The organism is Alteromonas stellipolaris, from assembly GCF_001562115.1.
GTDB lineage: Bacteria > Pseudomonadota > Gammaproteobacteria > Enterobacterales > Alteromonadaceae > Alteromonas > Alteromonas stellipolaris.
This window is the reverse complement of the sequence record NZ_CP013926.1, coordinates 3899955-3924481: the sequence shown is the minus strand read 5'-3', so window position 1 is coordinate 3924481 and position 24527 is coordinate 3899955. Positions and strand designations below refer to the sequence as shown.

Here is a 24527-nt window from a genome sequence, read left to right as displayed (position 1 = left end):
AGGCCATTTGGGGACTAAGCGTATACGGTGGATGCCTTGGCAGTTAGAGGCGATGAAGGACGTGTAAGTCTGCGAAAAGCTGTGGTGAGCCGACAAAATGCATTTGAGCCACAGATGTCCGAATGGGGAAACCCACCTATTTATAGGTATCGTTACATGAATATATAGTGTAACGAGGCGAACGAGGGGAACTGAAACATCTAAGTACCCTTAGGAAAAGAAATCAACCGAGATTCCCCTAGTAGCGGCGAGCGAACGGGGATTAGCCCTTAAGCAATTATGAACGTAGTGGAAGCCTCTGGGAAGTGGCGCGATACAAGGTGATAGCCCTGTACACGAAGTGTTTGTTTTTGTGAAATCGAGTAGGTCGGGACACGTGTTATCTTGACTGAATATGGGGGGACCATCCTCCAAGGCTAAATACTCCTAACTGACCGATAGTGAACCAGTACCGTGAGGGAAAGGCGAAAAGAACCCCTGTGAGGGGAGTGAAATAGAACCTGAAACCGTATACGTACAAGCAGTGGGAGCCCCATCACTAAGTGCCTTTAGTGATGTGACTCACAAAGTGCAACCGTTTGATAAGCGCGTAACGTTGACCTGCGAAGCAGCCAACGGTAAACCGCCAAAAATCAAGCAGGGTGCTTAGTGATGGGGTGACTGCGTACCTTTTGTATAATGGGTCAGCGACTTATATTTAGTAGCAAGGTTAAGCGAATAGCGGAGCCGTAGCGAAAGCGAGTGTTAACTGCGCGTTTAGTTGCTAGGTATAGACCCGAAACCCGGTGATCTAGCCATGGGCAGGTTGAAGGTTGAGTAACATCAACTGGAGGACCGAACCCACTAACGTTGAAAAGTTAGGGGATGACTTGTGGCTGGGGGTGAAAGGCCAATCAAACCGGGAGATAGCTGGTTCTCCCCGAAATCTATTTAGGTAGAGCCTCGGACGAATTCCATTGGGGGTAGAGCACTGTTAAGGCTAGGGGGTCATCCCGACTTACCAACCCTTTGCAAACTCCGAATACCAATGAGAACTATCCGGGAGACACACGGCGGGTGCTAACGTCCGTCGTGAAGAGGGAAACAACCCAGACCGCCAGCTAAGGTCCCAAAATATTGCTAAGTGGGAAACGATGTGGGAAGGCATAGACAGCTAGGAGGTTGGCTTAGAAGCAGCCACCCTTTAAAGAAAGCGTAATAGCTCACTAGTCGAGTCGGCCTGCGCGGAAGATGTAACGGGGCTAAGCAATATACCGAAGCTGCGGATACGTGTTTACACGTATGGTAGGGGAGCGTTGTGTAAGTGGATGAAGGTGGATTGAGAAGTCTGCTGGACATATCACAAGTGCGAATGCTGACATGAGTAACGATAATGGGAGTGAAAAACTCCCACGCCGGAAGACCAAGGTTTCCTGTCCCATGCTAATCAGGGCAGGGTAAGTCGGCCCCTAAGGCGAGGCAGAAATGCGTAGTCGATGGGAAACGGATTAATATTTCCGTACTTATATAATCAGTGATGGAGGGACGGAGAAGGCTAAGCAAGCTTGGCGTTGGTTGTCCAAGTGAAAGCAAGTAGGCCGAGTGTTTAGGTAAATCCGGACGCTTAAAGCTGAGATGCGAGACGAGCTACTACGGTAGTGAAGTTGTTGATGCCCTGCTTCCAGGAAAAGCTTCTAAACTTATGATTATATAAACCGTACCCCAAACCGACACAGGTGGTCAGGTAGAGAATACTAAGGCGCTTGAGAGAACTCGGGTGAAGGAACTCGGCAAAATTGTACCGTAACTTCGGGAGAAGGTACGCCCTTGTTTGTGATAGGACTTGCTCCTTGAGCAGATGAGGGCCGCAGTGACCAGGTGGCTGGGACTGTTTATTAAAAACACAGCACTCTGCTAACTCGCAAGAGGACGTATAGGGTGTGACACCTGCCCGGTGCCGGAAGGTTAATTGATGGGGTTATCTTCGGAGAAGCTCTTGATCGAAGCCCCGGTAAACGGCGGCCGTAACTATAACGGTCCTAAGGTAGCGAAATTCCTTGTCGGGTAAGTTCCGACCTGCACGAATGGTGTAACCATGGCCACGCTGTCTCCACCCGAGACTCAGTGAAATTGAAATCGCAGTGAAGATGCTGTGTACCCGCACCTAGACGGAAAGACCCCGTGAACCTTTACTACAGCTTGGCACTGAACATTGAACCTACATGTGTAGGATAGGTGGGAGGCTTCGAAGCACAGTCGCTAGATTGTGTGGAGCCGTCCTTGAAATACCACCCTTGTATGTTTGATGTTCTAACATTGGTCCCTTATCGGGATTATGGACAGTGTCTGGTGGGTAGTTTGACTGGGGCGGTCTCCTCCCAAATAGTAACGGAGGAGCACGAAGGTTAGCTAATCACGGTCGGACATCGTGAGGTTAGTGCAATGGCATAAGCTAGCTTAACTGCGAGACAGACACGTCGAGCAGGTACGAAAGTAGGTCATAGTGATCCGGTGGTTCTGTATGGAAGGGCCATCGCTCAACGGATAAAAGGTACTCCGGGGATAACAGGCTGATACCGCCCAAGAGTTCATATCGACGGCGGTGTTTGGCACCTCGATGTCGGCTCATCACATCCTGGGGCTGAAGTCGGTCCCAAGGGTATGGCTGTTCGCCATTTAAAGTGGTACGCGAGCTGGGTTTAGAACGTCGTGAGACAGTTCGGTCCCTATCTGGTGTGGGCGTTGGATGATTGATGGGAGCTGCTCCTAGTACGAGAGGACCGGAGTGGACGAACCGCTGGTGTTCGGGTTGTCATGCCAATGGCATTGCCCGGTAGCTACGTTCGGAACGGATAACCGCTGAAAGCATCTAAGCGGGAAGCCGGCCCAAAGATGAGTCATCCCTGACTTTTAAAGTCCGGAAGGGTTGTTATAGACGATGACGTTGATAGGCAGGATGTGGAAGCGTTGTAAGGCGTTAAGCTAACCTGTACTAATTGCCCGAGAGGCAGAGGCTTTATATCTTGAGTGTTGTAAGACAAAGCTGATTAAAGCAACGAGAGTAGTAGTACTCAGTGCTCAAAAGATTGATTACGTGAATATCAGAATTCCTAAATTGTTAATTATTAAAGTAATATGGACTAAATAAGTCGGTATTACGCAAACTAACGTTTGCAAAAGTTTTTGCTTGGCAGCCATAGCGATACGGTACCACCTGATCCCATTCCGAACTCAGAAGTGAAACGTATTAGCGGCGATGGTAGTGTGGGGTTTCCCCATGTGAGAGTAGCACACTGCCAAGCTCCCATTCGAAGAAAGCCCTTATCGTATGATAAGGGCTTTTTTTATGTCTAATAGAAAATAATATTAGCAGTTACGCCGTAGTAAAAAACTGAGCGTACTGCAGGTCCTCCTTGCGCGCTCATTCCAAAAAAGCATCATGATTCTGCACCCAGTGGTATATGAGCCACCGAACTCTGAAGTGAAACGTATTAGCGCATGCCGAGACTCGGCGGCCAGTAACTGGCGTGGGGATAGTGCGGGGTTCCGGTGACCGGCCCAGCCAGTGTGGCCCAGCTAGTGTGGCCCAGCCCCATGGGACAACGTGCAAGCCATGAAATGGTTGCCAGAGTTAGCACGGGGTGGCCCTCCACACTGCCATAGTTCGTTGTGAAGCAATCCCATTCGAAGAAATTGCTTCACAACGATTGCTTCACAACGATTGCTTCACAACGATTGCTTCACAACGATTGCTTCACAACGATTGCTTCACAACGATTGCTTCACAACGAAGCCTATCCTAACGGATAGCCTTTTTTTATGCTTGTAAGAAAGTGAACAGGCAATAAAAAGCCCCGCAGGGGCGGGGCTTAAACTAGGCGACTATTATCAGTTAGTGTGCTAAATGCTGACGAAATTCCATTTTGGTTAGTAGTTGGTTATCGTCTTTATCCATTTCACTAAAATCGCCATTAATGCCAGCCTTCTCAACTTCCATCATTGAGAGCTTACCGTCATTATTACGGTCTGCTTTTTTAAATTTAGCAGTAACTTCAGCCTTCATTTCACTAGACATCTCTTTACCCAACGCCTCTTTACCTTTTTCCATAGTCGTACCGGTACCAGTTATCATAGGCTCATTCATGGACTGAGATGTTGATGTAGTCATTTTCCGGGTTAGCACTGCATCGGTAGTGCCACTTGATTTAACCTTTGTCACAGTATCTCCAGAAAACATACTAGGGTTATTTTTTACGTATTTATCAAACTCTGACCGGGACACTTTATCATTACCATCTGCATCCATTTTTTTGAAGAATTTACTAGAGTTTGCTTCTTTCAATTCTGTTTTGGTGATGTGTCCATTTCCATCATTATCGAGAGTAGAAAAATCTGCGCTAATATTTGAGTTATGACCACCTTGGATGTCTCCAGCAACTGCGGTCGTTGACATTACTGCGCCTATAACAAGTGATAGTGTAAGCTTTTTCATCACATTCTCCTTTTGTAGTGATTAACACTTTGCTCGGTTAGAGCAAGGAACAAAATACTCACATTAACTCATTCATTGATTGTGCCGCTGCAGTAAGTAATTGAATTATATATATTTAATTGATAAATATTAGTGGCGGGTGTTTTTCATTCTTGTTAATTTGCAACAAAGCTTTGAAATATATTCAGGCAAATCACATAAAAAAGGGTATTCATGATGTGAATGCTCAGGCGTCAGTACCTTAGTTAGGAAATAACGATAATTGTTCGTTAGTTAGTTCAGAAAAAGATAGGTTGATGAGAGGAAGTATACTGTCCGCTATGGGCATGATTTGCTTTTCAATGTAATGGTCGTAATCAAGCGGTGCCATCTGGTGCTCGGTAGTTTGAGGGCCTTGTACCGTCATAACATAGCGTATGGTTGTATTGTGTTGGTAACGTAATCGTTGGCCCGTTTTACGATTAATATCATCTGCGAGGCGCGCGGCTTTTACATGAGGAGGCAAAGATTTGATGTAGTCACTTAATGGCTTCCTTAATCGTTTTGCATATACGAGTCTGGCGTCTTCTTTCCCGTGGCGAATATTATCTACAGTTTGTTTAATAAAATCAGATACAGGGGCTTTTTCGAAAACCCGTCGATACAATTCATACTGAAAGTATTTAGCTAATTCGGTCCAGTCTGAACGTACGTTTTCCAACCCTTTAAAAACCAGCTCTTTTTTGTCGCCAGTTTGCTTTAAACCTGCATATCGCTTCTTGCTACCTAATGCAGAGCCTCTAATTGTGGGCATAAAAAAGGTTTCAAAATGGGTCTCAAATTCAATGTCCAAATGGCAGTCTATATCATAGTCTTCTCGAAGCTTGCGTTGCCACTTATGATTAATAGTGTTTGCTAGGGACTGTCCCGTTTCATTAGGCGTGCCTAACGATGTGTTGTTATTCACGTGTACAAAGGTAGAGTCTGTATCGCCATAGATAACTGAGAACCCTGCTTCTTCTATCCATTTTGCAGTAGTTTGCATTATTTCATGCCCACGCAGAGTAATAGAGCTTGCTAACCTTGGGTCATAAAAGGGGCATCCGCCACTGCCTAATACACCGTAAAAGGAGTTCATTAAGATTTTTATAGCCTGAGATCGTGGCGCATCGTTTTGTTTTTTTGCTTCGTCTCTTTGGCGCCATAGGTTGTCTATAATATCGGGCAAAAAATGATTGTCACGACTGAACATAGCTCCTTTGAACCCCTCGATGGCACTGCTTGGATCTTTAAGGCCTTCGGCAAGCCCCATAGGGTCAATCTTAAACGTGCGAATAATTGATGGGTATAGGCTCTTAAAGTCGAGTACGAGTACATCAGAGTACAGGCCAGGCTGTGAATTCATTACATAGCCACCTGGGCTAGCCAACCCGCCGTGTTCCGGGCGTACACCACTTATGTAACCTTGTCGGTGTAACTTTGGTAAATACACATTTAGAAATGCAGCGACTGACCCTCCGGGCCTTCCTAAATCGAGCCCTGTTAAGGTGCCTCTCAAAATGAGAAATTCGATAAATCGGGTTTTTGCAGCAATCTCATTTACCAATACACAGTCTTTGTGGTTATAGCTGGCGAGCGAAGAGGGGTCTTCGTAATACAAGGCTTTAATTGCTGCAAGCTTGTCTTCACTCTGTATGAGCTTTTTATCACCCAGTAATTGCTGTGCAACATTGTCTAAAGAGAAAGAGTCAAATTGATAGGTCATAGTCTTTAGCGCTTCAATGCCATCTACAATACTGCGACCGGGTATATCCACGATAGTTTGGCCATCCCAATCCCTTACGAAGGCTTCTCGTTTTTCTCTGCCTATTGTAAATTTGACGCCTTGTTTTTTTGCTCTCCTTGCAAGCACGGCCATATCAAATTGTTTGACGTTCCAGCCTAAGATAACGTCTGGATCAATATCGCGTATACGCTTTGCAAATGCAGTAAGTAGCGCTGATTCAGTAGAAAACAGGCTCAGTGAAAATGTGTCTGGAACATCTAGCGTCTTGGGGTGAGTGGACGCAGAAACCAACATCACTTCGTTAACGTCGCTAGAAGCTAGCGCTATACTGAATAGGTTTTCATTTTCATCGCACTCAATATCGATGCTAATCGAGTAAAGATTTGGCGTGTAGATTGCGGGCCTAATTCGCGCATCAGGTATTAATGTTGCGTTTTCGTCAGGAGCAACAAACTCCAACGAACCGTATATAAACCGCTCCATCAAATACCTATCGGCAAGTCTTATATCAGCTTCATACAAAGTGATGTGTAAACTTTTGGCAAGCTGTCTTAATTGGTGCATGTAGGAGTCAGACGTGGTTTTAAGGGTGTCTACTTCCACTTGCTCAAGGGTAAAGAAACTGTCTGAGGAGACTTCAACCTCAATACCTTCTCGCTTTGCCTTTTCCAATATATTTTTCGTGTTTTCGGTAGCCACAAAACATGAGGGTTTCTGCATAGCGCTTTGAAGACATACTGGACCATCATCGGTAGACACCCACACTTCAACACAAGCACCTTTATGCTTACTGTTCGCATGTTTAACATGAGTGTGTTTACTTAGAATGTAACCTTTTCTAATCACGGCAAGTCAATTTTCGTTGGTGAAATAATGAAGGACGCATGGTACAGAGCAGTCGATATTCTTTACTTAAGATGAGAGAGGTAAATTGTTCACTATTGCTCGCTAACTCTCGCTATCGCTAGGAAAAGCGGTGATATTACTTAACGCTATAGTTGATTATCAAACAGATACGTTTGTTTTTGCCTACCTATCGTTATAGAACTAAGTATACCAGCGAAAAGGTGAAGATGTATGCATTACCCAGCAATTGAGCAACCGTCTCCAGGTGAATGGACAGAGATAGTGAAAGGTGTACTTTGGCTTCGTATGCCACTGCCTTTCGAACTCGACCATATAAATCTCTACCTTGTTGAAGATGATGATGGCTGGGTGGTTATTGATACTGGGCTCGGTACGAGCACAACAAAGACATTGTGGAATGAGATTTTTGCCGCATTGGATAAACCCATTTCAGCGGTTTTAGTTACGCATTTGCATCCTGACCACGTGGGTTTAGCCGGTTGGATAGCCGACCAATTCAAAGTGCCTCTATACATGTCGCAGGTTGAGTATTTTACTGCGCGCGCATTCACAGGGGGGAAAAGCGACACCTCAGCATGGCGGGATGAGCAATATTATCATCGTGTCGGTTTACAGCCAGATGACGTAACTTCGCTCATGTCAGGCAACAAAGGTTACAGCAATGTTGTATCGCCAATTCCTATCAGCTATAGACGGTTAAAGCAAAGTGATGTGCTTACGCTTAAGGGTAACTCATGGGAAGTGATGATCGGCAGAGGGCATTCACCAGAACACGTATGCCTATATTCTAAAGAACTTGGAATACTGTTAGCTGGCGACCATATACTGCCGCAGATAACACCCAATATAGGCGTATATTCAACGGAGCCTGAGGGCAATACGCTTCAAGATTATTTGTCTACGCTACTGCCTTTCACTGATTTACCGGAAAAAACCTTGGTGTTACCCGCACACCGACAACCTTTTGTTGGTGTAAAAGACCGAGTGAATGAGCTTATTGAACATCACCATGGTCATTTAAATGCGCTTGTGGAGGCTTGCAGTAAACCTCAGACGGTGGTCGAGTTGTTGCCCGTTTTATTTAAACGGGAACTGAGTGGTAGAAATGTCGTGTTTGCCGTAGCTGAGTGTGTGTCCCACTTAAACTACCTCTTGTCTCATGGAAAAATAACGCGACATTTATCTGATGACGGAATTTATTTATATGGGGCGCAACAATAGATGTTACTGAGGGGCTGTAGCTGAATTGTCTTCTGAAGTGATAGGTAGTTCTATTGTAACCACCGTACCTTTGCTCACTTTGCTATTGATTGAAATTTTGCCTTTGTGCTTTTCTATAATGGTATAGGCAGTGGATAATCCCAACCCTTGGCCTTGACCTTCAGGGCGGGTAGTAAAAAAGGGTTCGAAGACTCTTTTCATATTTTTTTGCTCTATACCTTCACCGCTGTCTAGCACCTTAATCGTAATGCTCTCGCTATTTTTTAATAAGGATAACTTAACGTAGCCTTTGTCTGGAATAGCTTGGGCAGCGTTGAGTAATATGTTCATCAAGGCTTGTTTTATCATCCCTGGGTTGGCCATTATCTCTATCTTTTCGTCGGCTGATTCAACCTTATAGTGATGAGAAGCATATTGGGTAGATACAAGCTTGATAGTTTGTGAGGCGACGTCGTTTAACTCTACAATCTGACTACCTTGTGTGCTGTCGAGGGAAAACTGTTTTAGATTATCGACAATATCCTTAACTCGATTTAAGCCCGCTTTCGATTCTTCGAGCAACTCTTCAATGTCATCTTTTATCAAATCATAGTGCTGTGCTTCGAAAAGGTTTTTTATTTGTTCTTTTACTTCATCGTTAAAATCGGTAACGTGATTTTCTACCCCATCGCAAATAGATATTAAATTATTAGCGTATTGCGACAGGGTGTCTAAGTTTGCATTGATAAAGCCAATAGGGTTATTTATTTCATGGGCAATCCCCGCAGCTAATTGGCCCGTTGATGCCATTTTTTCCGCTTGAATGAGTTGAGACTGAGCGGTATCAAGTTTACGAATAAGTTTGCGTTGTGCTTCGTGTTCTTCTTTAAGTGCGGCAGATAGCTTTTGTTGGGTACGGAAGTAGCTGGCTTGCGCGGTAACGTCTTGCAAGAAAATGCAGGCGTATTTTTTTCCTGTGCTTTTGTCCTTTACCGGCAATATCTCCATGTTTTGATACATTTGTGTTTCTTCGCCAGTTATCGGTCTACTGCTTTTAAACGGAAATATATGGGGGCGCTGTTCCCAGTAGCTGAAACTAGGATGCTGGAGAACAAAAACCGATTTTAACCTTCGCTTTAGAAATTTTCCTTGGCCGCTAAAAATATCGGTAACAGGGGTGTCTTTGTACGAATCGCGATTCTCGTGAGGAAGACGATCTCTAAAAAAGTCGTTTAAATAAACAACCAGAAAATCTTCATCAACGATGCCAATTCCAACCGGAAGTTTTTCAACCAGTTGCTCAAACATTATTCTAGAAGTTCATCTAAAGTATCTTTCATTCTTGTCAGTGAATCGTCATCTAGGCAGAAAACAACACGCATAGAAAAGGATGAAACGGCTACGGTGAATTGCACTTCCATGACTAAGCTATGTTGCCACTTTAGCTCGTCGAAGTTCTCTTTGTTAGGAGTAAACAACGTGGGCATATTCAAATTGGTGGTCAGTTCCAATTGGCTCGATAAGCCTGCCAAACAAGCGCCGGCTAAAATATTAGAAAGCTCGAGTATAATTTCTTCTACATCTTCTTTACTCAGCGGTTCACTGTATTCCATCAGTTTGGCCATCTCGTTCAGACCAGAGCGGGAAAGTACTGACATCACTTCACCTTGAATATCACCTAGAAAAGACTGGCGGGTATGAAATGTATCTGCAGAGCCAAACAGCAAGGTGTAAAGCTGAGTAGGGGTCACTGACGTTATTTTAGGAATTGAAATATCAATTTTAGTTTCAATGAGTTGCGCGAGTGAATTTGCTGCTTGGCCCATTGAAATATTGAGCAATTCTTGCAGCGCATCGCGTTGTTCCTCGTCTAATGGTATTACAGCGCTCATAGATACCCCAATTCGAACATAGTCATTGCCAGCTCTTCTTTGTCTAATGGTTTTCTAATGAATCGTTGTGCCCCTAAGGACAGTACGATGCGCTGTTTTTCTGGCTGAAAATCTGCGCTGATCACGATGACATTAGGGAAGGCATCTTCACGCTTGGATAAGTATTCCAGCACATCCACACCATCAACCTCTGGCATGGTTAAATCAAGCAGCACAAGGTCGAAGGTGTTTTCAGCTAACAAATCTATCGCTTCTTGGCCATTCGTTGCCTCTGAAATATCGTAGTCTAATTCCGGCGGTAGCGATTTTTTTACGCTACGGCGTGACAATTTAGAGTCGTCAGCAACTAAAACAGATAGTGCCATCAACAGCCTCCTTTTACGTCTGTTAGAACAGTGTGTGCAATTTCTCAGTGCCTGAAAGAAGCTTAGTAGACATTCTAAGATTCTAAAACCTAGGTAGGTGTATTTGCACAAGGTACTTTAAGAGTATATGACAAGGAGGGCATTTATGAGCATTATACTTTACGTGTAAATACTTGTGGATGAGGGAAAACGAGAGAAGCGTACAGCCTAGAGTGGCTGCACGCATAAAATAAAGATGTGTAAACTCAATTAAGAATTCTGTTTTTTAGTCATTGTTTCAAGTGCTTGCGGAATAGCATCGACATAGCGCTGCACATCTGCGATTTTGCCCATGCTGACTCTTGACCAATTAGTATAGGTGCGATAAATACCGCGGATGTGAATATCTTTCTCCGCCATGGCGGCCCTAAATAATTCAGCATCTCCTTTACCAAGATCCACAAAAACAAAGTTAGTACTAGAAGGGAGGGCAGTTAGGCCATTAGCCTTGAGGCCGTCCATCACTAAGCCTTTTGCTTCTACAACCTTATCTTTAACAAACGTAAGGAAGGCTTCATCATTATATGAAGCAATGGCTGCGGCTAAACCAGCTTGGTTTAATGTGTAACCCCCCATGCCATAGCGATTGATCCATTCTGTATTTTCTTCAGAAGCAATCATGTAACCAACTCGCATACCCGCTAAGCCGTAAATTTTGGAAAAGGTTCGCGCAACAATAATATTGTGCCCGGCTTTCACTAACGGAATCATTGAGTTTGCAGGCGGATCATCTGTAAGTTCATTATAAGCTTCATCAACAAGTACTAACGTCTTTTTAGAAGCTTTGATACAGAATTCTCGAAGCTTTGCAGGGTCTAAAAGGCGTCCTGTTGGGTTGTTAGGATTGGTGATATGCACCATGCCAACGCCGTCATCAATGGCTGCATACATGGCATCCAAATCGATTGCTAAGTCTTTTGTGTTAGGTACCCGAACAATCTCAGGTGCACCTTGTTTCTCTGGTGCTTTAGAGGTGGTATCCCAAAAAAGATCGGGGCCTAAAATCTTTCCTTTCTTGCTCGCAGCAAGGGCGGCGTAAGAAAGGATTGGGCTAGAACCTGCACTTAACGAAATATTCTTAGGGGTAATTCCATGGCGCTCTGCAATCATATCTAGCAAAGTCATTGCGGCGGGGTAGGCATAGTATGCGCCCCCCTCGGCAGAGGCAGTAGCAATCGCTTTTAATGCTGCTGAGCTTGGTCCAAATGGATTTTCATTCGCATTTAATTTAGCGATACCTGGCTTTGGACCATACAGTACCTTGGACATAGTGGGCGTGGCAGCTTGAAGGCCTGCAGAGGTAATCAAGCCTGAGGCACCAATGGCAGTAGCGGCAGCACTACCACCCAAAAATAGGCGTCTTGAAACGTTATGTGACATTGTTAATTCCTTATCTCAAACATCGTAAGTGTTTACAGGGCCTTGTAAAACATGGCGCTAGAAACAATTACTAAGTAAATACCAAACATTCGTTTTAATTTTTTCTCGCTGAAGTTATGCGCCATTTTTGCTCCCATAGGTGCCGTAATAATGGCCCCTATACTAATAGCGACTAACGCGGGGATATTGATATAGCCTATTGTTCCAACTGGCAGAATGGCGGCTTCAGGATGCTTCATAAAGAGAAATCCGATAGCGCCAGGCAGACCAATTAGGAAACCAACGCCAGCGGCTGTGGCTACCGCTTGCTGGATGGTGCGTTGACAGATAACCATAGTAATTACCATGGGTGTGCCGCCGCCAATACCCAGAAGAGCCGAAAAGCCTCCAAGTACAAAAGCAAGTGCAGATTTAGCAATACCTTCAGGCATAGATAACGCTACACCAGGGCGAATGACAAATTCTGGGAACAAGAAGTAAATAGAATAAAGTAAAACACCTGCCGCAAAAACGACCGTTAAACCATCGCTACTTGTGCTACTGGCAATATAAATACCGCCAATTACGCCCATTACGATCCAGATGCTCCATGATTTTAGAATATCAAAATCAACAGCGCCTTTTTTATGGTGAGCCATTACTGAGCGGGTACTAGATACCACAATTGAAGCTAAAGAAGTGCCTATTGCAACCTTGACTAACTCTTGTGATGGGGGCGTAAAAAATGGAAATACAGCTAATAGAGCGGGAACAACAACAAATCCACCTCCATTACCAAAAAGACCAGCAGTAATACCGGCAATAGCACCTGTAATACAAAGAGTAACAACGAACCAGAGAAGCTCTATTTCCATAAAATAACATCTCCAGCAAATACTTCTAATAACATGAACAGACCTTTAAATTTTGCTTACAAAACGAGGGGTAAAAACATAAACACCGGCATTTGCCGGTGTTTATTATTAGTTGCTTTTAGAATCTTGCCGCTAAGCGGGTGTAGTAGTAACCACCCTGCCAGTCGACGACTGAACCTGAGTCATAGACTTGGCCACAGCAAGCATCACCATTTATTGTAGGGTCTGGATAGCTATCAAATAGGTTACGTACACCTACTGATAAGGTTAGGTTTTCATTGATGAGGTATGACCCTTCAATATCAAACATAAATTCAGAGCCGTAGGTTTGAATTGTTTCGGCATCGATTACGGTACCATCATCGCTGCCTACATTTTCGTATTCACCGTAGTAACTCAATCGTGCCACCGCAGACCACACATCATAACTATGTGTCACAGAGAACACACCGCGCATTTCTGGCGTTCCATTTTCAAAATCGAACATGTCTTCGGGGTCTAGGTATTCGCTAGGATCTGAGTCGAACGAAGTATCGTTATAGTTAATAGACCCTGTAATCATAGTTGAACCGTAGGTCGTTTCCATCTTATAAGTGGCAACGAGATCAACACCTTCAGTAACCGTATCAAACGCATTTTGGAAGAAGAACACACCACCAATTGATTCTGCACCTGATACACCAGCACCCGATAGTGCTAAGTAATTTTGGTATGCAGCATAACCATCAGCGTCTGGGTCGGTAACTACTGTAGTAGAAACGTCGCGTGTAGATACTGAGTACAGTCTGTCTTCTAGTTTAATGTTGTAGTAATCGGCAGTAAGGGTTAAATCACCAAAGCTAGCAGTTAAACCAAGTGTAAAGTTAGTCGATTTTTCAGGAAGAAGCTCTTCTGCACCTAACGCTTGGGCCACATCGCCACCAGCAGGGAACAAGCCCGTTGCTACTGGGAAACCATCAGGTAAACGGGTCGATACGTTTGTAGTACCTTGTTGACCTGGCGTCGGTGCTCTGAAGCCTGTGCCGTATGAACTTCTTACCGCAACTTCATCGTTTATTTGATAAATACCCGCAACCTTATAAACCACTTCAGAACCAAAGTCTGAGTAGTCTTCATAACGGATAGCTGCTTGTGCAAACAGTTCGTCAGTAATATCACCAGAAACATCGGCATATACCGCGTAAGAATCCCGGCTATACGTACCTGAGTAGTCAGGTGAATAACCAGGGAAACCGTTTGAGCCTACACCCACTACGGTATAAACCGCATCATCACTGTCAGCACAATCTAGCGTAGAACCGTTAGCAATGACGGCTAAACCCGCTGCACTAGCCGTATCTCCGTCACAGAAGCCCCAAGGATCAGATGTTGCGTAAGGCCCTGCAAAGTAAGAATCAACTTCGCCTTCTGATATTTCATAAGATTCATCAAGGTAGCTTGCACCGAACGCTAGAATATATTCGTCAAAGTCGTAGGTGAAATCGGCTTGAATTTGTGTTTCTTCGTTGGTTAAGTCACCAGGTTGAAATGATGTAGGTGACTCATTACCCATAGACGGGTTAATGGTGTTAGCAAGCGTATATGAAATATCGTTGTAGCCGTAACGACCACTTATGTCATAGCCTAAGTCGCCAGACATCCCTTTAATACCACCAACAAAAGAGTAGTCGGTAACATCGCCAGAAAAGCGCGGTGTAAAGCCACCAGGGAAAAATTCAGTAGGGCTCCATATAGAACCATCTTCTAAGCGAATATCTTCTATAGTGCCGTTACCTGGGTAACGATAATAGAATGAGCCATCACCTTCACTTTCTGAATAGTTACCAAATGCATAAAGCTCCATCTCAGCAGTTAATGCATAGCCAGCATTAAAGAAGATACGAGCGCCGCTAGTGTTTGGCTGTCCCCAAGGCTGAACTACGTCCGACCCGTGCACCGTATTAGCCATTGCAGTGGCATCTGCGATGTATTGTTCTGACTGGTCATCTACACAAAACCAAGATTCACAGTACTGCTCGCCGCGATATGTGGCTTCGCTGTCTGAGTATTCCGCTGAAATACTTAAGAAACCATCATCACCAAGTGCGAAACCTTTGTTTCCGGTAATGGTAATTTGGTCGCCATCACCTTCAAAGTAGCTTCCATAATCGGCGGTAAACGATCCACCTTCGGTATTTTCTTTTAACTGGAAGTTGATAACACCAGCAATGGCATCAGAACCATACTGGGCTGCCGCACCATCGCGCAATACTTCTACACTGCCAATCGCAGCGGTAGGGATAGTGGCAATATCAGGGCCTTGTGTACCAGAACCCCCAATAGATACCAACGCTGCTCTGTGACGGCGCTTAGAGTTAACTAGCACCAACGTTTTATCTGTGGGCATACCACGTAAAGTTGCAGGACGAATGAAAGTACCACCATCAGAAATGGGCTGTCGAGCTACTGAATAAGATGGGACCAAAGTCATTAGTACGTTGTTCATGTCGGTGAAGGCTACTGCTTCAATATCTTCAGCACTTAATACATCAACAGGTACAGGCGAGCTAGTTACCGACCGAGGTGCACCACGTGCACCAACAACAGCAATTTTTTCAACATTTTGAGTATCTACTGCGGTTTCTTCAGCTTCTTGCGCTAGCGCGAGTGGTGCTGCCAAAGATAAAGTGATTCCAGTGAACGCTAGTGCAATTGAATTATGTATTTTGTTTTTTCTCATGTGTGTTCCCTAAAACGAGCCGTTATGAGTTGTTATTCTTCACTTGGAGCAGGGATTAATGCCGCCCACGTTTGGCATAACAAGCACCACCTTGATGCATCCAGCATCTTATAAATGTTTTGTGTGGTTACCTGTATTAGTGCTCAGGCTAAAAATTCTTTTAAAATCGCGAAAGAAAAAAGAATATTGAGGGGTATAAGAAAAGTATTGAGGCTCTATTTAACTAGCTGATTTAATTGGTCTTAATTGTTTCAGTGTGACGATAAAAAAATAAACGCCGCTTCAAGCTTAACTTTATATTAACAAGTGTCAGTTGGGCTTTACTGGTCTGTGGCATGTAACTTGCTGATTTTAATCTCAATAAAGCGACCTGTGCTTTATGACGATGTGTTACAAAACTGTCATATTCGGGAAACTAGACATTGAACTCTAAACAACTTCAGTATTTTTTGACCACAGTTCACAAAGGCAGTATTGCAGGTGCAGCACGTGAGCTTGATATCGCTCAACCAGCCATAAGTCAGCAATTGGCAAGCCTAGAAAGAGAGATGGGAGCGCAATTGCTAAGTCGAACTTTCTCTGGAGTAACGTTAACACCAGCAGGCGACTTGTTTCTCGGCCATGCCACTAGGCTCATGGATGATATCAATACGGCTAAATCTGAACTGCGAGAGTTAGTGGGTAAGACTGCAGGCACGGTAAAAGTGGGTATGCTTCCTTCTATTGGCAATGTACTTTCCATGCCGCTTATTGCTGAAGTAAAACAAAACCATCCGAAACTGAAATTGGAAATAAGTACCGGCCCTTCGTATTCAGTAAAGGGGTGGCTAGAAGGGCGGCAAGTCGATATTGCATTAACCTATGAGCAAGACGTTGACCCAAGGTTTATGACGGTTTCACCGCTTATTCGTGAGAATTTGCATTTAGTGATGGCCAATCAAGCAACGTCCAGTGAATACAGCCACCTAGCGGGCAGAGAAAGTATTCCGTTTTGGGCATTGAGCCAATTCCCTTTGCTATCGCCTGGAAATAAAGATGCTTTAGGTAAACTCATCGAACATTATGAAAATGCCACAGGGGTATGTTTGCAGCATAATCTAGCCTATTCGGGGCAGTTAATGACAGGTTTGCGACAAGTTATGCAAGGTGAGGGGGTGATGATATTACCGACGTCGGCCATTTTTCATCTTGAAGAATCGGGCTTGGTTTCAACCTTAAAAATAGTTGAGCCAGAAATGCAGCGTCTGGTGCTGGCTGCCACAAACAAAACGAGTCCGTTGAATGAGGCCGTGTTAAAAATGCTTAAAGTGATAAAGCAGGTTGTCGCCAGTGAGCAAGCGCTGCAACACTGGCGAGGTTCCTTGGCATTTACTGATCAGTCAGAAATGAAAGGGGTATTAGCTTCTGGAAGTTTGATGTCTAGTTGAACTGGCAGATGATCAGAAAAGACCCTTGCCTTTTTAGATGTGAGCTTTTTGCACTGTGAAACAGTGATGTCATCACTTACCCACACACGATCTAAAGAAAAAATAGGAAATTGACTAGGAAAAGTCGGTCCTACCTTTTTTTGATTCAAAAGCTGATTTAACGAGGTGAAAGCCCGAGAAAAGAATTGCCACTCATTGAAGTCTCCGGCCAATACCAATGGCATTGGATTAGCTTGCAGCCTTTGTTCAAGATAATCATGCAATAAGGCAAATTGCGAGCGGCGCTCTAATCGTTTCAGCCCTTTGTGGGTGTTAACTACGGTAAGTGGCCCCTTGTCAGTTTGTAATACCACTACTTGTACATTTCTGGGCTGTCGCCCATGCTGACTTACGTCGAAGGTTTCTTGTTCAAGAACCTTGAAACGGGAAAGTATGGCATTGCCATACCATCCGCTTGGCTCGTTTAGCGCTGGAGAAGACACCAAGTTGTAGACATTTTTAGCACAAATATCTTCAATATCTCGCTCAATTGCACGCTCTGAAGGACGTGTGTCCATCTCCTGTAACAGTACAATATCGGCACCCGATTCAGCTAGGAATTGCCCAATTCGCTGATAGTTTTGTAACTTGTCTCTGCCCAGCCCACTGTGAATGTTGTAACTAATTATGCGGCACATTCTTTACTTTCCGACGCTTCATTATCTGATGCACGCTTTTGACGGTTTTCCTGATAATAGCGAGCGAACTTTTGAGAACCCCAAATCATTAATCCCCACAGCACGATACCACCCACTAAATAGCTAATGGTTTCAACCGACGGGTTGCGGAAGATTTGAGTGATAGAGTCGCCTACCAGTCCTTTCGCAATCATTGGAGGGAACATGCCAAAGAAGGTACCGATTAGAAACTGTAGTAAACCAATAGACGAAATACCGGCGACTAAGTTCACTAGGCTGAACGGCGCAATAGGCAGCATTCTGATGGCAGCAACACCCACTATCCCGCTTTGTTTAAGCTTCTCATCCAAGGCTTCTACTTTGGGTCCACCTACTTTTCGAAGACCAGCGTCACCAGAAAGTTTACCGATAGCAAATAAAATTGCAGAGCTTAGCAGTGCACCCATGATGCCGTATATTGGCCCCCAAATGGGTCCAAAAATAGCGGCAACCGCTAACGACAATACAGTAACCGGGAAGAAGAGTATGCCTCCCACTACGTAAACTAATAGTACCGTAGGCAGCGCAAAATAAGTTCCTCGACTCTTTTCAAGAAACGCATTAATGCTTTCACCACTTAACCATGAAATGGATTGGCTAGCCCAAAACATCAGGCCACCGAGCAGAGCAATAACGGCCACCCCCAGCATGATCATGATAGTTCGACGTCTTGGGTTACGCGCGGGTAGTGCCCCGCCATCGAATGAAGGCATAGAAATCAATGGCTCCTCTGGATCTGACAAAGAACGAAATACGTTGTTCACTGACTGCGTAGTGAATACTTCATCACGAACCTCTGTTAATACATACCCGTGAGCAATTTGCCCATGGATTAATGCTTCAACAGGATATTCTTCAGCGAACAATGCAGGCATATCTGAGATGTCTCTACCCGTATGCTCAGCAAGCAAGTCATTACGAACGTTCAAAATGGCCGCTCGGTTTAAGTCGCTATTGCCGCTAAGTACAACGTCAATTTCGGTATCAAGCGTCATAGAACGGTTACTTAGGTTAGACGAACCTATCACTAAGTATTTGTCGTCAACGGTCATAACTTTAGAATGAATGCGTTTGTAGGCTTTCCTGCCTTGTAAGTCTTCGCACGACGAGTAAGTCAATTTTACTCTTTTCGGGTCGATGTCTTTTTCAAGAATAGATTTAAATTCAATACGGCTTGCCCAGAAGGCTTCACATTCGAACTTACCTTTAGGCTCGTAAGAACTCACAATGATAACGTGTAAATCAGGGCGCGCCTTCATACGTTTGTTCAGCGCTTCAGCAATTTCCTGACGAGTAGTGAATTGGTTCTCGATGTAGATAAGCGACTCGGCTTGACCAATCAAATCAAGCAGCATAGTGCGTACTTCTTGCGCGGGCTCAACTTCGTCCATAAACGGAATGGTTCTGGCTAGCGCACAATCGACTTCTTCAAATATAGGCGGGAAACCCTCCGGCCACGTGTCGGGAATAGGGCCATCTAAAGACGTATCCGCTTGCTCGCGAATCTCTACTGGTTCACTTTCGGCAACCCTCAGCCATCTCCAGCGCACTAATTTAGAAAAATCGGCCACTACGGGGCCTGAAGAGACCATTTGCACATCGTGTAGTGGTGCATACTCACCGTCTGGGCCATCTCGCTCTTCTGACTCAACAGGGTGGTCACGGGTGTCCCAACGGTTCGTTGAAATATCCATGCCGCCAGAGAAAACCAGTTCATCGTCTATAACGATAATTTTTTGGTGCTGACTGCCGCCCATAGGAATGGTGTCATCAAGCTCGGTTTGCACGTTATCTGGCGTCTTCTCTTCCCACACTTCTTTTGCCCACATTTCTCGTTTAGAAAAAAACGCGAGAGAAGAATCCCAGCGTAGTAGGTAAATATTTAAGTCGGGGTTATTTTCTGCCTTCCACGCAAGTAAATCGCTGACAACACTTGGGGCTTCACTGTTTGCTTCATCATCACCTCTTAAAAGGCGTATGCGACTATCAATGTCCCACCCAATGATAAAAATACTGTGCTTGGCTTTTACAATAGCGCTGTGTAGCGCTTTGTAATAGTTTCCACAGTCTATCAGTGGTGCAACAAAATTAGCTTTGCTGCTAACCCAACAGTTTTCACCTGGTTTGAATATATTATTGTTATCAACCATGTCGTCTCCCGAAATCGCTTCCGTGTAATAAAGTAAATATACGTGAGAAGTTGCAGGAAACGTTCCGGATCACTGTAGTGGTAAGTTTGAACGCTAACTTATTAATATTATTGGTTTTAAGGATTTTTCAGTGAAAATTTTTCAATTGGCTAAAATTTTAAAGTGTAACTTTTTCACAGAAATAGAGTAATTGAGGCGTAATGAACGGATGAGCTAAAGATGGGGTGTTAAAGCATATAATTTACAGCGTAGCCGTTAAAAGCGATGGCAGCATGTAAACCAAACTGGTTCCATCTTGCCGTTTAATGCTGGCTACATCGAAGGGCTCTCCTTGTTGCCACGAAAATACGATATCAGATGAAGGCGCAATACCAATACTGGCAGTAAACATGGGGGCGCTTTCCAGTGTTTGGACATTTTTAGAGAACACTTGTTTCACTAATCTATCTGCGACTACATGAACCGAATCAATGGTGACACCGCTTAGCATAATCGCAAATTTACTCTCACTTATTTGCCCTGCTATATCATTGGAGCGGGTAAAATGAATGAGAGACTGGCCCACTTGATAACTGGCGCTTTCACCGGCACTTGCACCGTAGTTATCGATAACTTCCTGATAGCCATCTATTTCAACTAGCAAGAGCACGTTTTCATCTTTATCAGTGTGTTGAAGTTTCTTTATGGCTTGTTGAATAAAATCGTCACGGGTTAGTACCACTGCACCAGAGCGACTAAGCGAACGAGCATAACGTGATTGAGAAGCTGGCTCTGTGCTGCATCGCATCAACGATAAAACAATTAATGCTGCACTTATCACCATTTGCATAGAAGTGAATTGGTACAGCAACGATAAATCATCCATACCGCCGGTAATAGAATTTACCACCGATACCGTGCCATGTAAGAAAAGCGAAAAAGAGGAGATAAGCAGCAAACGGCGGAGTAAGGCGCGCCTTTCCTCTTTTACTCTATTATCGTTATACAGTACGCCCTCGCTCAACAGCACAAGCGCAGCACAAAAAAACATGGCCACAGATTCGGCCAGTGCAGGCATTGTCCATAACACGCAAATTCCACTTACACCCACCCCGAGTACAGGAAGTGCATGGCGGTTAAGTTTGTAGTCTTTGTGCTTTTGAAGCGACTCTAACCCCAAAAATATCTGATAGAAGCCTACTAAAAGAGCAATCAGCCCTAAAATAAAAAAAGAAGAGGGGAGTGCAAATAGGGTGTCGCAAAGGCGAGTAACTAAGCTACCGCAAAGCAAGCCACTGGCAATTGACCAGTAGCGGAATATTGTCTTTTTCTGATATACCGTTTTTATCGTGAAGTAGCCGCAAAGTGCCGCACATACCGAGATAGAAACAAGAATGCAGGTGGCTAGAAAAAAATACAACACACAGCCCTTAAGATTGATTCGAGGCAGAATTATACCAAAGTATAAAAAGTGCAATAGGGCACTCATCCTAAGGCTGGTATTGTAAATTAGATAAAGTTATTAAATCCTATACTTTATTATGGCTAATCTTTCGTTGAAGTTTTGCCCTTATTCAGTATCACCCTTGTTTAGCCTCATCCTTTTTAACCTTACTCTTCTTTAGCCTGGTTGGGATTAACGGTACTGTCGCAGGTATTAAACTTATCTTTTGCTTCAGTATCTTGTGCTAATACTTGGGTGAGGTCATCCATCCGCTGTTTAATTGCTACGCCATAAGAGTGGTCGTCGCCCCACAACTCAGCAAGTAAATTCATAGACTCAACATCATGTTCTCTAAATAATCTTCCTGCACGTTCGGCGTCGATATCATCGTTCCCTAATAATTTTAACGATTCAACCGCAAGTACCAATGCTGAGTCGAAAGTCTCTCGGTTAAACGTGCCGACCTTCATACGGATAAGCTCATAAGCATGTCGCCGGTCTCTAGCACGAACCGCTAGCTTCAAGTTTGGATAGTGCTTACGGGCAATGTCGATAATTTCAATTGTTTTGTGTGGATCATCAATGGCGATAACAAGCAGATCGGCGGTGTTCGCCCCTGCTGCTTCTAATAATTCTTTTCTGGCGGCGTCGCCGTAGAAAACTTTGTTGCCAAATCGTCTCAACAAGTCGATTTGACTAGGGCTATGATCAAGCACACTTACTTCATAACCTTGGGCTTTCAACAGTCGTCCAATAACTTGTCCGAATCTACCGTAGCCCGCAATAATCACGTGTCGAGAAGCTTCTATTTCCTCAGGTTTATCAAATGCAGGTGCTGATGACTTTTGAAATTTCTGTGCGCGGTCGTAAATCATTAACAGTAATGGGGTAATAACCATGGAAAGCGCCACTACTAAGGTGACAATATTAGCTTCCTCAGAACTTAAAATACTTAATTCTCGAGATAGCGAAAGCAACACGAAGGCAAATTCCCCGCCTTGTGCTAGGGCTAACGTGAATAACAATCGTTGACGAGAATTTATCGAAAACAGATGGGCTAAGCCATAAAGTACTAAGCCTTTAATAGCGACAAGGCCAACAACCAGCAGCAAAATAAGTAAACTGTTCTCAGCTAATAATCCGAAATCAATGGATGCGCCAACGGTAACGAAAAATAGCCCTAGTAGCAGCCCTTTGAAGGGTTCAATATCAGCTTCTAGTTCATGCCTAAACTCACTTTCTGCAAGCACCACGCCCGCCAAGAAAGTGCCTAGAGCCGGAGAAAGGCCCACGGTCTGCATGAGTAGTGCTATTGCAATCACTAAGAATAGCGCGAAAACCGTGAATATTTCTCGCATGTGGGTTTGGGATATGTACCTGAATATAGGGGTGGAAATGTATTTGCCCGCTAGGATAATGGTAACAATCACGGCAATAGAAATACCCACTTTACCCATGGCTGACCAATCCGATACTAGAGAGTGGCTCGAACCATCAACGGCACTGGCGGGAAGAAATGAGAGTAACGGCATAAGTGCCAAAATAGGGATAACGGCGATATCTTGAAATAACAGTACCGAGAAACTATTTTGCCCTGCGTCTAATTTTAACCAGCCTTTCTCTTCCAATGATTGAATAACAATAGCGGTTGATGAGAGGGCTAACATCAAGCCAATTGCTAATGCGCTTTGCCAAGCAAGCCCTAATCCGTAATAGGTAATGGCAAAGATAGCCCCAGTAGAAAGTAGCACTTGCAGCCCACCTAGGCCTACTATGGAATGGCGTAACGTCCATAAGCGGGAAGGTTGCAACTCCAGCCCAATAAGAAACAGCATCATTACTACTCCAAACTCGGCGAAATGCATGACTTCGGTTTGGTCGCCTACTAGCGATAAAACAAATGGTCCTATAAGAATGCCGGCAATGAGATAGCCTAGCACTGAGCCCAAACCCAATCGTTTAGCAATAGGTACAGCAATTAGCGCAGCACCAAGGTAGATAAGAGCAAGTGTTAGCATGGAGTCTCTGCCGTTATTCGGTTATATGAATTATTTATGCTATCTCAAAAACATGTGGTTAGCTTGATAATCATTTATCTGTTTTTGAGGTAACTGTTTATAGCAAGGGATGCAAATAAAAATGCGGCGCTTTGCAGCGCCGCATTTAGGTATAACTCAATTAACTTTGGTATTTAGAATCGGTACTCAACACCGATGCTTGCCTGCTTCAGGTCTGTCTCGAAATTAGTGTCGTCGATATCATCTACTGCTTCGTCCGCATCTAGCTCTGCGTCGTACACTGTGTATTCGGCGTTAACCAAAAAGTTTTTAGTAATGGCGTAGCTTAAACCTGCGCCAACGAAAAGACTTTCGTCATCGTAGTCGCTAGAAATACCACCTAAATTGTATTCAGTTTCTGACCATAATTGACCTACTTTCGCGTACAAAGAGAAACGGTCTGTTACCGGAAGGATACCCTTAATTGCTGCCGTGTACCCATCGGTATCCCCGCCAGCGATATCGTTGCCATAGTCACCGAAATCGATGAAACTACCTTCTACCGCAACCCACTCGTTAAATTTATAGCCTAGTAATCCCTGCCATACATCTTTGTCGTCATCAAAATCGTCTTCACCTTCTACGCGAAGGTATCCGTAGTTACCACCGACATAAAAGCCACTTTCGTCGACGGAGTAGTCATTCGACTGAGCGTAACTACCGAATGATGTAAGTGCTGCAATACCTGCAAGTGCTGTAAGTGTGTTTTTCATAATGACATCCTCGTTTTAATTTCCAACGTTCCATTAGCTTCCAGTAAAGGAAGATCCACGTGAAGATGAAATGCTTCACGTTTGATAACACTGACTATTCAATCGGCGTGCCAGCGTAAAATTGTCTTAAATGAGGGAAATAGTGGGAAAGAGTTTCACGATCTAACTTAATGTTTGATTGGTATTGAACAAGTTTTAGCCGCCGATTAAAAGTTGTACGGCATAACTTTCTTACAGTATGAAAAGAGTACATAGCGCCTTAAATACGCAATATCTTCCTTCAAGACTAATGTGAACAAAATACTTTTTGGGGATGCGATGTCTAAGCACAAAATATCTTAATCAGTATTTCCTATCGGGTTCATTCAATTTATTAACTGTCTTTTAAGCTAACCTCTAACTATCTTAGTTATGTGAAATAATTGTTAACCGCGAAGTGTTATGGGTAGGTGACTTTTCGTACCTATTCACGTGCGGCGGGTAAACACA

Annotated in this window: 15 protein-coding genes and 2 rRNA genes; 4 read left to right on the top strand and 13 right to left on the bottom strand. The window is 44.1% G+C overall.

All coding sequences use genetic code 11. The annotated features are described in order from the left end of the window. Window positions 1-2 precede the first annotated feature (2 nt). Window positions 3-2996, top strand: a 23S ribosomal RNA gene (locus AVL57_RS16600). A gap of 169 nt (window positions 2997-3165) precedes the next feature. Beyond that, window positions 3166-3281, top strand: a 5S ribosomal RNA gene (gene rrf / locus AVL57_RS16595). Window positions 3282-3871: 590 nt separating this feature from the next. Here rrf and AVL57_RS16590 read toward each other — a convergent pair. Both AVL57_RS16590 and AVL57_RS16585 read right to left on the bottom strand, forming a co-directional pair. Next, window positions 3872-4471, bottom strand: coding sequence for an EF-hand domain-containing protein (locus tag AVL57_RS16590; RefSeq protein ID WP_057789435.1), 600 nt, complete (start codon window positions 4469-4471; stop codon window positions 3872-3874). Between the two features lie 241 nt (window positions 4472-4712). After that, window positions 4713-7082, bottom strand: coding sequence for a DNA polymerase II (locus AVL57_RS16585; RefSeq protein ID WP_082604814.1), 2370 nt, complete (start codon window positions 7080-7082; stop codon window positions 4713-4715). Between the two features lie 231 nt (window positions 7083-7313). Between AVL57_RS16585 and AVL57_RS16580 the strand changes: the two genes are divergently transcribed. Further along, entirely contained in the window at window positions 7314-8324 is a 1011-nt protein-coding gene (locus tag AVL57_RS16580; RefSeq protein ID WP_057789437.1) for an MBL fold metallo-hydrolase, read from the top strand. A 3-nt stretch (window positions 8325-8327) separates the two neighbouring features. Here the strand turns inward: AVL57_RS16580 and AVL57_RS16575 are convergent, their stop codons facing one another. The 6 genes from AVL57_RS16575 to AVL57_RS16550 form a co-directional block, all read right to left on the bottom strand. Continuing rightward, entirely contained in the window at window positions 8328-9611 is a 1284-nt protein-coding gene (locus AVL57_RS16575; RefSeq protein WP_057789439.1) for a sensor histidine kinase, read from the bottom strand. Further along, the gene (locus tag AVL57_RS16570) at window positions 9611-10195 is read right to left on the bottom strand and encodes a chemotaxis protein CheX (protein ID WP_057789440.1); all 585 of its coding nucleotides are present in this window, start codon (window positions 10193-10195) and stop codon (window positions 9611-9613) included. Before AVL57_RS16570 ends, AVL57_RS16575 begins: the two co-directional genes overlap by 1 nt. Then, a complete protein-coding gene (locus tag AVL57_RS16565; protein ID WP_057789445.1) occupies window positions 10192-10560 on the bottom strand; it encodes a response regulator in 369 nt (122 codons plus the stop codon). The genes AVL57_RS16570 and AVL57_RS16565 overlap by 4 nt, the downstream gene beginning before the upstream one ends. A 249-nt stretch (window positions 10561-10809) precedes the next feature. Beyond that, entirely contained in the window at window positions 10810-11979 is a 1170-nt protein-coding gene (locus tag AVL57_RS16560) for a pyridoxal phosphate-dependent aminotransferase (protein ID WP_057789450.1), read from the bottom strand. A 32-nt stretch (window positions 11980-12011) separates the two neighbouring features. After that, window positions 12012-12833 (bottom strand): sulfite exporter TauE/SafE family protein, encoded by an 822-nt coding sequence (locus AVL57_RS16555; protein WP_057789454.1) that lies wholly within the window; start codon window positions 12831-12833, stop codon window positions 12012-12014. Between the two features lie 118 nt (window positions 12834-12951). Then, on the bottom strand, window positions 12952-15552 hold the full coding sequence (locus AVL57_RS16550) for a TonB-dependent receptor plug domain-containing protein (RefSeq protein WP_057789460.1): 2601 nt from the start codon (window positions 15550-15552) through the stop codon (window positions 12952-12954). A gap of 422 nt (window positions 15553-15974) precedes the next feature. On the opposite strand from AVL57_RS16550, the gene AVL57_RS16545 reads away from it, so the two are divergent. Then, window positions 15975-16979 carry a LysR family transcriptional regulator gene (locus AVL57_RS16545; protein WP_057789462.1) on the top strand — a complete coding sequence of 335 codons (1005 nt, stop codon included), beginning with the start codon at window positions 15975-15977 and terminating at the stop codon, window positions 16977-16979. Here the strand turns inward: AVL57_RS16545 and AVL57_RS16540 are convergent. The 5 genes from AVL57_RS16540 to AVL57_RS16520 all read right to left on the bottom strand — a co-directional run bounded on the left by AVL57_RS16540 (window position 16928) and on the right by AVL57_RS16520 (window position 24038). Continuing rightward, the gene (locus AVL57_RS16540) at window positions 16928-17656 is read right to left on the bottom strand and encodes an endonuclease/exonuclease/phosphatase family protein (RefSeq protein WP_057789464.1); all 729 of its coding nucleotides are present in this window, start codon (window positions 17654-17656) and stop codon (window positions 16928-16930) included. The genes AVL57_RS16545 and AVL57_RS16540 overlap by 52 nt on opposite strands. Then, window positions 17644-19845: a VTT domain-containing protein gene (locus AVL57_RS16535; RefSeq protein WP_057789466.1), complete on the bottom strand. Its 2202-nt coding sequence runs from the start codon at window positions 19843-19845 to the stop codon at window positions 17644-17646. Before AVL57_RS16535 ends, AVL57_RS16540 begins: the two co-directional genes overlap by 13 nt. Window positions 19846-20086: 241 nt before the next feature. Then, a complete protein-coding gene (locus AVL57_RS16530; protein WP_061093602.1) occupies window positions 20087-21247 on the bottom strand; it encodes a GGDEF domain-containing protein in 1161 nt (386 codons plus the stop codon). A 188-nt stretch (window positions 21248-21435) separates the two neighbouring features. Beyond that, window positions 21436-23286, bottom strand: a complete 1851-nt coding sequence (locus AVL57_RS16525; RefSeq protein ID WP_057789470.1) for a monovalent cation:proton antiporter-2 (CPA2) family protein — start codon at window positions 23284-23286, stop codon at window positions 21436-21438. A gap of 173 nt (window positions 23287-23459) precedes the next feature. Beyond that, window positions 23460-24038, bottom strand: a complete 579-nt coding sequence (locus tag AVL57_RS16520) for a porin family protein (protein ID WP_057789472.1) — start codon at window positions 24036-24038, stop codon at window positions 23460-23462. Window positions 24039-24527: the final 489 nt, after the last annotated feature.